The organism is Roseovarius maritimus, assembly GCF_043355895.2.
Taxonomy (GTDB): domain Bacteria; phylum Pseudomonadota; class Alphaproteobacteria; order Rhodobacterales; family Rhodobacteraceae; genus Roseovarius; species Roseovarius maritimus.
Map to the genome: position 1 here is coordinate 39422 of NZ_JBHFPF020000017.1, position 9188 is coordinate 48609.

Below are 9188 nucleotides of genomic sequence, written 5' to 3' on the forward strand. Positions count from 1 at the left end.
GAACCCCGGGCATTATGGGCGCCCGGGGTTTTCATTAGATCGCGCTGCGCTTATTCGGCTGGCACCGCGATATCCTCATCGCCCAGCGGATGGGGTAGCTTGCCCAGCATCTCGCGCGGGCAGACCTGGATGAAATGCGCGCGCTCGACGTCCCAATGCTGCAGGATGTCCAGCGCCCTGCGGCTGCCGGTCTCGTCCGCGTGACGCTGGACCAAGGTCTTGAGCTCCTCTTCCCAATGAGGATGCTGCACGGCCTCCGTCACGATGGTTTCGCGGTTCATAAGCGGGGTGGCAAGGCCGTCCGGATCATAGAGATAGGCCATGCCCCCAGTCATACCCGCGCCGAAATTGGCGCCGATGCGGCCCAGGATCACGGCGACGCCGCCGGTCATGTATTCACACCCGTTGCTCCCGCAGCCCTCGATCACCACATGCGCGCCCGAGTTGCGCACGGCAAACCGCTCGCCCGCGCGGCCGGCGGCAAAGAGATAGCCAGCGGTCGCGCCATAAAGGACGGTATTGCCGATGATGGTGTTCTCGCTGGCCTCCAGCGGGCTGGACATGGGCGGGCGAACCACGATGATACCGCCCGACAGGCCCTTGCCCACGTAGTCATTGGCATCGCCCGACACTTCCAGTTTCAGACCCGGCGCGGCGAAGGCGCCCAGCGACTGCCCGGCGCTGCCCGACAGTTTCACCGTCAGGTGATCCGGCTGCAGAGAGTTGCGCATGCCGAACTTGCGTACGATATGGCTGCTGAGGCGCGTGCCCACCGTGCGATGCGTGTTCTGCACCGCGTAATGCAGCTGCATCTTCTCGCCATCATCAAGGAAGCGGGCAGCATCGCGCACGATCTCGGCATCCAGCGTGTCGGGCACCGGGTTTCGCGGGCGGGCGCGGTCATAAGGCGCGCCGTGGCTGGCGACAGTGATCAGCATCGGGTTTAGGTCCAGATCGTCCAGATGCGCCGAGCCGCGGCTAACCTGCGTCAGCAGATCCGCGCGCCCGATCACTTCATCAAGGCTGCGCGCGCCGATGCTGGCCAGGATTTCGCGCACTTCCTGCGCATAGAAGGTGATGAGGTTCACGACCTTCTCTGCGCTGCCGGTGAACTTCTCGCGCAGGGCGGGATCCTGCGTGCAGACGCCAACGGGACAGGTATTGCTCTGGCACTGGCGCACCATGATGCAGCCCATGGCGATCAGCGCTGCCGTGCCGATGCCGTATTCCTCGGCCCCCATCATCGCAGCCATGACGATGTCGCGCCCGGTGCGCAGCCCGCCATCGGTGCGCAGCGTGACGCGGCCCCGCAGGTTGTTCATCGACAGCACCTGATGCGCCTCGGTCAGGCCCATCTCCCACGGCAGACCCGCATATTTGATCGAGGTCGCCGGGCTGGCGCCGGTGCCCCCGTTATGGCCTGAAATGAGGATCACGTCGGCCTTGGCCTTGGCCACCCCCGCCGCGATGGTGCCGACGCCGGATTGGGCGACCAGCTTTACCGTTACTTTGGCATGCGGATTGATCTGCTTGAGGTCGTAGATCAGCTGCGCGAGGTCCTCGATCGAGTAGATGTCGTGATGCGGCGGCGGCGAGATCAGCGTGACCCCCGGCGTCGAGTGGCGCAGGCGGGCGATCAGCGCGGTCACCTTCATGCCGGGCAGCTGGCCACCCTCACCGGGCTTGGCACCCTGGGCCACCTTGATCTCCAGCTCCTCGCATTGGTTGAGGTATTCGGCGGTCACGCCGAAGCGGCCCGAGGCGACCTGTTTGATCTTGGCCGAAGGATTGTCACCGTTGGATTCGGGCAGGAAATGCGCCGGATCCTCGCCGCCCTCGCCTGAATCGCTGCGCGCACCGATGCGGTTCATCGCCACGTTCAGGGTCTTGTGCGCCTCGGGGCTGAGCGCGCCCAACGACATGCCCGGCGTGACAAAGCGTTTGCGGATGGCCGTGACGCTTTCGACCTCGTCCAGCGGAATGGCCTTGCCCATGGGCTTGATCGCCATCAGGTCGCGCAGGTGGATCGGCGCGGCGGCCTGCATCGCAGCCGAGTAGCGCTTCCACAGATCGAAGCTGGCCGTGTTGCACGCGGTTTGCAGCATATGCATGTTCTGCGCGCCCCATGCATGGGTCTCGCCCGACCGGCGCGCCTTGTAGAAGCCGCCGATGGGCAGCACGTTTTCGGGCGTGCCGTAGGCCTTGGCGTGGATCTCTTCCAACTTGGTCTGGACCCCACTGACACCGATGCCGCTGATGCGGCTGACGAGGCCGGGGAAATACTCGGCGCACATGGCACGGGAAAGGCCGATGGCCTCGAAGTTCAGGCCGCCACGATAGGAGGAGATGACGGAAATGCCCATCTTGGACATGATCTTGAGCAAGCCCTGGTCGATGGCCTTGCGGTAGCGCGCCACCACCTCGGTCAGGGTGCCGTCCAGCAGGTTACGCTCGATCCGGTCGGCCAGTGAATCCTCGGCCAAATAGGCGTTGACCACCGTCGCGCCCGCGCCGATCAATACGGCAAAATAGTGCGGGTCGATGCACTCGGCGCTGCGCACGTTCAGCGAGCAGAAGGTGCGCAGCCCCTTGCGTGTCAGGTGGCTGTGCACCGCCGATGTGGCCAGGATCATCGGCATGCCGATGCGGCCCTCACCGACGGCCTCGTCGGTCAGCACGATATGGCCCGCGCCACTGCGAACCGCATCCTCGGCCTCGGCGCGGATCCGCTCCAGCCCCTCCTGAAGGGCGCCGGCGCCGGCAGCAAAGGTGCAGTCGATATGCCCCACGGCCGAACTGAACTGCTCCATCAGGACATTCCACTGGGCGTTGCCCACGAAGGGGCTGTCCAGCACGAGGATCTGCGTCTGCGCGCCGCTCTCGTCCAGCACGTTGCGCAGGTTGCCAAAGCGCGTCTTGAGGCTCATCACGCGGTATTCGCGCAAGCTGTCGATCGGCGGGTTGGTCACCTGGCTGAAATTTTGCCGGAAATAATGGCTCAACGGGCGATACTGATTGCTCAGAACCGCGCTGGGCGTGTCATCCCCCATCGAGGCAATCGCCTCCTTGCCGTCCTCGCCCATCGGGGCAAGGATCTGTTCCAGCTCTTCGATGGTGTAGCCTGCCGCGATCTGGCGGCGGCGCAGGGCATCGCCGCTATGCATGGGCGCCTCGCTGACCACGGCCAGCGCCTCGTCCATCTCGTTGATCTTGCCCACCCATTCGCCAAAGGGCAGCGCGGCGGCAAGGCGGTCCTTGATCTCGACATCGCCGTAAAGCTTGCCCTCATTCATGTCGACGGCCAGCATCTGGCCCGGGCCCAGCGCGCCCTTTTCGCGCACGGTGGATTCGTCAATGGGCACCATGCCCGCCTCGCTGCCCGCGATGACAAGGCCGTCGCCGGTCACGACATAGCGCATGGGGCGCAGCCCGTTGCGGTCGAGACCCGCGCAGACCCAGCGCCCGTCCGTCATGGCGAGGGCGGCGGGACCGTCCCACGGCTCCATCACCGAGTTGCAATAAGAATACATGTCGCGCCACGCTTGCGGCAGATCTTGCGCGAGGTTCGACCAGGATTCCGGCACCAACATGGTTTTCGCCATCGGGGCCGAGCGGCCAGCGCGCACCAGCACCTCGAAAACCGAGTCGAGCGCGGCCGAGTCGGACGCCCCGCCGGGGATGATCGGCTTGATATCCTCGGCCAGATCGCCAAAGGCGGATGAGGCCATGCGGATCTCGTGGCTTTTCATCCAGTTGCGATTGCCCTTGAGGGTGTTGACCTCGCCGTTATGGGCCAGCATGCGAAAGGGCTGCGCCAGCCACCATTGCGGGAAGGTGTTGGTCGAATAGCGCTGGTGATAGATGGCAAAGGCGGATTTGAACCGCTCGTCCATCAGATCGGGGTAGAATACCGCTACCTCCTCGGCCAGCATCATGCCCTTGTAGATGATGCTGCGGCAGCTGAGCGACGCGATATAGAAATTGGCGATGCCAGCGGCGATCACCGCCTTTTCGATGCGGCGGCGGATAACGTAAAGCTCGCGCTCGAAATCCTCTTCCTCGATGCCCTTGGCGTTCGAGATCAGGATCTGCTCGATCTCGGGCCGGGTCGCATTCGCCTTCTCACCAAGGCAGTCGATATTCACCGGAACATGCCGCCAGCCATAGATCGTGTGGCCCATGCGCAGCACTTCGGTCTCGACGATGGTCCGGCAAGCCTCCTGCGCGCCGAAATCGGTGCGCGGCAGGAAAACCTGGCCCACCGCGACCAACTGATCCTGACGCGGCTCGTGGCCGGTGCGGCGTATCTGATCATAGAAGAACGGCACAGGGATCTGCAAATGGATGCCTGCGCCGTCGCCCGTCTTGCCATCCGCATCCACCGCGCCGCGATGCCAGATCGCCTTCAGCGCATTGATGCCCGCCTGCACGACGCGGCGCGAGCGCTTGCCGCTGACCGCGACGACAAGGCCGACACCGCAGGAAGAATGCTCTTCCTCGTGTGCATACATGCCGTTCTTCGCCATCCAGTCACGCTTGGCGGTCTCCGTGGCGGCCCAATTCGCATCGAAACTCGTCATGGTCCGGCCCTCCCTGCAGATGCTTTGCTCTGCGTCTTTCATGGTTCTGAAAATACTCATTCCGCAGCCACCGCCTGGCTGGCGGCCAGATCGTCGAGGATCGCGGCCGCACAATCACGCCCATCGCGGATGGCCCAGACGACGAGGGACGCGCCGCGCACGATATCGCCCACGGCATAGACGCCGGGAAGCGAAGTGCGCCCGGTCGTAAACTCGGCCTTGACGGTGCCCCAACGGGTGACCTCCAGCTCGGGCTGGTCCCAGAGGGTCGGTAATTCCTCGGCCTCGAAGCCAAGCGCCTTGATCACCAGATCCGCAGGCTCGTCATGGACAGCGCCGTCGATCTCCTCGGGCGACTGGCGGCCCGTCGCGTCGGGCGCGCCAAGGCGCATCTGCTGGACCCGCACCGACGTGACAGGATCGCCCGAGAAGCCCTTGGGCAGGCTGAGCCATTCGAAGATGACGCCCTCTTCCTCGGCATTGGCGACCTCGCGCTGGCTGCCGGGCATATTGGTGCGGTCCCGCCGGTAGAGGCATTTGACCGATGTCGCGCCCTGCCGGATGGCGGTGCGCACGCAATCCATCGCGGTGTCACCGCCGCCGATCACGACAACGCGCTTGCCGTTGGCGTTGAGCGTGCCGTCATCGAACTCCGGAACAGAATCGCCAAAGGATTGACGATTGCTGGTGGTCAGGAAGTCGATGGCGCGCACAATGCCCTTGGCGCCCGATCCGGGGCCGGTCAGTTCGCGCGATTTGTAGACGCCGGTGGCAATGATCAGCGCATCATGCTGGGCGCGCATCTCGGCAAAAGTGATGTCCTCGCCCACGTTGCAGTTAAGCCGGAAGCTTACGCCGCCCGCCTCCAACTGCTCCATCCGGCGCATCACCACGTTTTTCTCCAGCTTGAAGCCGGGAATGCCATAGGTCATGAGGCCGCCGCCACGGTCATAGCGATCATAAACCGTCACCTGCACGCCCGCGCGTCGCAGCATGTCTGCGGCAGCCAACCCGCCGGGGCCCGCGCCGATGATACCGACGCTTTCGCTGCGCTCCCGCGCCGGTTTGGCGGGGGTGACCCAGCCTTCGTCCCACGCCGTGTCGGTAATGTATTTCTCGACCGCGCCGATGGTGACAGTGCCGTGGCCCGACTGCTCGATCACGCAATTCCCTTCGCAGAGCCTGTCCTGCGGGCAGATCCGGCCGCAGATCTCGGGGAAGGTATTGGTCGCCTGGCTGATCTCGTAGGCCTCCTTGAGGCGGCCCTCGGCGGTCAGGCGCAGCCAGTCGGGGATGTTGTTGTGCAGCGGGCAATGGCTCTGACAGTAAGGCACGCCGCACTGGCTACAACGGCTGGCCTGCTCGCGCGCCTTGTCGGCCGCGTATTCGGCGTAGATTTCGTGGAAATCATGGGTCCGCAGATCCGGCGCACGCTTTTCGGGCATGTCGCGCATCACGGTGGTAAATTTCAGCATCGGGTTGTCAGCCATCGGCGCACCTATCTATTCAGAAGTTGATGCATAGACCGGTCGCAGATCGTATAAAAGACAGTATTACTGACTCATATATCAGAAATCGGATGGCATAGAGAAATTCTGTCGCTAGGCCGTTAGATAATATGGCAGTATAACTTACCTAAATAGTGTCACCGGATGAGCAGGAACCCCAAGGCAAGCGCCCCAACAATGATTCGCCACCAGCCAAAAGGCGCATATCCATTGCGCGACACAAAGCCGAGAAGCCACTTGACCACGAGCAGGCCGCTGACAAAAGCGAGGGCAAAGCCGATCGCGATATCGCCCATGGCACTCAGGTCCAGAACGTCCCAATTCTTGTAGAGATCATAGGTGACCGCCCCCACCATCGTCGGAATCGACAAAAAGAAGGAGAATTCCGCCGCCGCCCTTTTATCCACTCCCATCAGCAGCGCGCCGACAATCGTCGCGCCTGACCGGCTGGTGCCGGGAACCATCGCGAGGCACTGGAACAGGCCAATGCGCAAGGTCACCCAGATGGGCAGATGGGTCGCGTCGACATACCGCGGCGTCGGCGCAAAACGGTCCGTGAAAATCAGAATGATGCCGCCAAGGATCAGCATGACAGCCACCAGGATCGGCGTCTCGAACAGCACCTGCTTGATGAAGGAATGGGCCAGCACGCCAACCACCAGCGCCGGAAGGAACGCGACGATAACCGACGCCAGAAAGCGCCGCGCGCCGGGCTTGTAGGGCGCGTCGATCAGCACCTGCGCCAGCCGCGTGAAATAGACACTGAGCAGCGCCAGAACCGCCCCCAGCTGAATCACCACCTCGAAACTGCGACCCGGGCTGTGGAACCCCATGAAATGCCCGACCAGAAGGAGGTGGCCGGTGGAGGAGACCGGAATGAACTCGGTCAGGCCCTCGATCAGCCCAAGGGCGGCCGCGACCAGCGTGGTATCCGACATAGTTGCACCGCTCTTGCCTGTTGCGACTGCCCGCGCAAGGGCGGACGGGGTAGGCCAACCGATCTGCGCCGGCTTGGCCCGGGGTATTGGTTTAGTGCGTGCCCAGTTTCCCGGACGCGTTCTTGGCGGATTCCGTCATGGCGGCATATTGCCCCGACGGACGGAAACGCCACAGATAGTCGGGTAGAACGGCCTCCATTGCCGTTGGCGTGATACCCAGATCGGCAAAGCACTTGGCGCCATCCTGCACGACGTTATCGGATTTCAGCGAGGTCACCTGATCGCGCGTGATCTGCGCCGGCACGAGGCCCAGCGTCAGGCTCTGACCCAGCTCCATGAATGCGCCAAGGACACGGGCCGGCAGGAAGGGGATGTTCAGGATCAGGCGACGGCGGCGAATGACGGCCAGCATGTTCTGCATCAACTCGCGGAACGTTCTTACCTCAGGCCCGCCCAGCTCATAGACGCCCGGTGCGGCCTTGCCCTGCGCACCCATCGCGGCGGCATCGGCCACGTCTCCGACATAGACCGGCTGAAACTTGGTGCTTGCGCCGACGACCGGCAGGATCGGGCCCATCTTGGTCATCGCGGCAAAGCGGTTGAAGAAGGCATCCTCGGGTCCGAAAACGATGGACGGGCGCAGGATAACGGCATTAGGGAAATGCTTCAGCACGCCCCTTTCGCCGCGACCCTTGCTCTTGGCATAGAGGCTGGCGCCGTCCACATCCGCGCCAATTGCCGAGATGTGGACGAGATGGGAAATGCCCTCTTCCGCGGCCATACGGGCGATGCGCGTGGCGCCGTCATCCTGCACCGCGCCAAAGTTGTTCTTGCCCTTACGGTCGAAAGTGCCGACGCAGTTGACTACCGCATCCGCACCGCGCGTGACTGCGCGCACGCTCTCATCGTTGCGGATGTTGCAAATGACAGGCTCGACCTGACCGACAACGCCGTAGGTGCGCACGAACCCGGCCGTTTCGGGACGGCGGCAGGCGACACGGACACGCCAACCAGCCTGCGCCATGCGATAGGCGACATAGCGGCCGACAAAGCCCGATCCGCCAAAGATTGTGACCAGTTTCGACATAAGAGCAGCCTCCGGCGCGCTGTGCTGAGTTTTTGTGCGCCTACTGTCCTACCTGCGCACGGCCCTGCGGGCAAGGCGGCATGTCAGCTCACGCCAAAAAGGCCGTTGACACGCCCGGCGCCGGCGTCTAAACGCCCCCTCACGTGACCTGCCCAGGTGGCGGAATGGTAGACGCGCTAGCTTCAGGTGCTAGTACTGGCAACGGTGTGGAGGTTCGAGTCCTCTCCTGGGCACCAATCAACCCTATCTAAGTCACTGAAAAAAATTGGCTTTCTCGGATTGATGACCCCATGAGGTCCACAATCGGGTCCACAATGCCAATGACTAGAAGCCTCATGTTCAAACACCTCCGCACTGAAAAGAACGGCACCGTAAAGTACCGCCGTAGGATCCCAAAAGATCTTCAACAGGTTCTAGGAAAACGAGAATTCGTCAAAGTCCTCGGTAAGACTGAACTCGAAGTCATGCGGAACTACCCTGGCTATCACGATCACGTTGAGCACCTCTTGCGGTCTTCAAACCCTTCTTCTGACGCGTCTGAGCTACCAGCGATAAAGGATAGCATCGAAGCCCAGTTCGCAGAATTGGAGGCCGATCCCTATTCGCGTGGCAAGAGCGAGGACGAGAGAACGGCCAGGGAAGCAGAGGCAGACCGGCTACTCGGAAAATACCCAGCTGACGCGGAGACTGGGTGGCCTGATCCGGAGAGCCTTTCCTTGAGAGATAGGGCTATGGTCACCGCTTTGTTGAATGGGGTCCATAGCATTGAGGTTCCGCTCACGATCACCGAAGCTTTCGCATTTTACCTCTCTGAGAAGAAAGAACCCGATCCGCACAAAAGAAGGAAACAGGAGCAGCGGATCGCTCGTGTCAAACAAGACCTTTTAAATGTGACGAAGCAAGACATCGCTATAGCCAATGTCACGCGAACTCACGCCCGACAAGTACGCGATAAACTCTTGGGTCGGATGAAGGCGACATCGGCGAAACGGAACCTTACATGTGGATCAGCATGCAACTTTGACCCCTGTATTGGGGTGATCGGCGTCCAAAAGTGACCCCCCTGATAAATTTG

General features: G+C 62.5%; 5 protein-coding genes and 1 tRNA gene. 2 read left to right on the plus strand and 4 right to left on the minus strand.

The window, feature by feature from the left end:
* Positions 1-50: 50 nt before the first annotated feature.
* The 4 genes from gltB to ACEWPM_RS18735 all read right to left on the minus strand — a co-directional run bounded on the left by gltB (position 51) and on the right by ACEWPM_RS18735 (position 8113).
* The gene (gltB, locus tag ACEWPM_RS18720; protein ID WP_393963756.1) at positions 51-4580 is read right to left on the minus strand and encodes a glutamate synthase large subunit; all 4530 of its coding nucleotides are present in this window, start codon (positions 4578-4580) and stop codon (positions 51-53) included.
* A 56-nt stretch (positions 4581-4636) separates the two neighbouring features.
* Positions 4637-6070 (minus strand): NAD(P)-dependent oxidoreductase, encoded by a 1434-nt coding sequence (locus tag ACEWPM_RS18725; RefSeq protein ID WP_393963757.1) that lies wholly within the window; start codon positions 6068-6070, stop codon positions 4637-4639.
* A gap of 155 nt (positions 6071-6225) precedes the next feature.
* Positions 6226-7026, minus strand: a complete 801-nt coding sequence (locus ACEWPM_RS18730) for an undecaprenyl-diphosphate phosphatase (protein WP_393963758.1) — start codon at positions 7024-7026, stop codon at positions 6226-6228.
* A 91-nt stretch (positions 7027-7117) separates the two neighbouring features.
* The gene (locus ACEWPM_RS18735; RefSeq protein WP_393963759.1) at positions 7118-8113 is read right to left on the minus strand and encodes a complex I NDUFA9 subunit family protein; all 996 of its coding nucleotides are present in this window, start codon (positions 8111-8113) and stop codon (positions 7118-7120) included.
* 150 nt (positions 8114-8263) lie between these two features.
* Between ACEWPM_RS18735 and ACEWPM_RS18740 the strand changes: the two genes are divergently transcribed.
* Together ACEWPM_RS18740 and ACEWPM_RS18745 are read left to right on the plus strand one after the other, a co-directional pair.
* A tRNA-Leu gene (locus tag ACEWPM_RS18740) sits at positions 8264-8349 on the plus strand.
* 99 nt (positions 8350-8448) lie between these two features.
* Positions 8449-9171 carry a hypothetical protein gene (locus ACEWPM_RS18745; RefSeq protein WP_393963760.1) on the plus strand — a complete coding sequence of 241 codons (723 nt, stop codon included), beginning with the start codon at positions 8449-8451 and terminating at the stop codon, positions 9169-9171.
* The last annotated feature ends 17 nt before the right edge of the window (positions 9172-9188 follow it).

Coding starts and splice junctions, on each gene's coding strand:
- ACEWPM_RS18725 (WP_393963757.1), bottom strand. CDS start 6,070: ATGGCTGACAACCCGATGCTGAAATTTACCACCGTGATGCGCGACATG.
- ACEWPM_RS18735 (WP_393963759.1), bottom strand. CDS start 8,113: ATGTCGAAACTGGTCACAATCTTTGGCGGATCGGGCTTTGTCGGCCGC.
- ACEWPM_RS18730 (WP_393963758.1), bottom strand. CDS start 7,026: ATGTCGGATACCACGCTGGTCGCGGCCGCCCTTGGGCTGATCGAGGGC.
- gltB (WP_393963756.1), bottom strand. CDS start 4,580: ATGACGAGTTTCGATGCGAATTGGGCCGCCACGGAGACCGCCAAGCGT.
- ACEWPM_RS18745 (WP_393963760.1), top strand. CDS start 8,449: ATGTTCAAACACCTCCGCACTGAAAAGAACGGCACCGTAAAGTACCGC.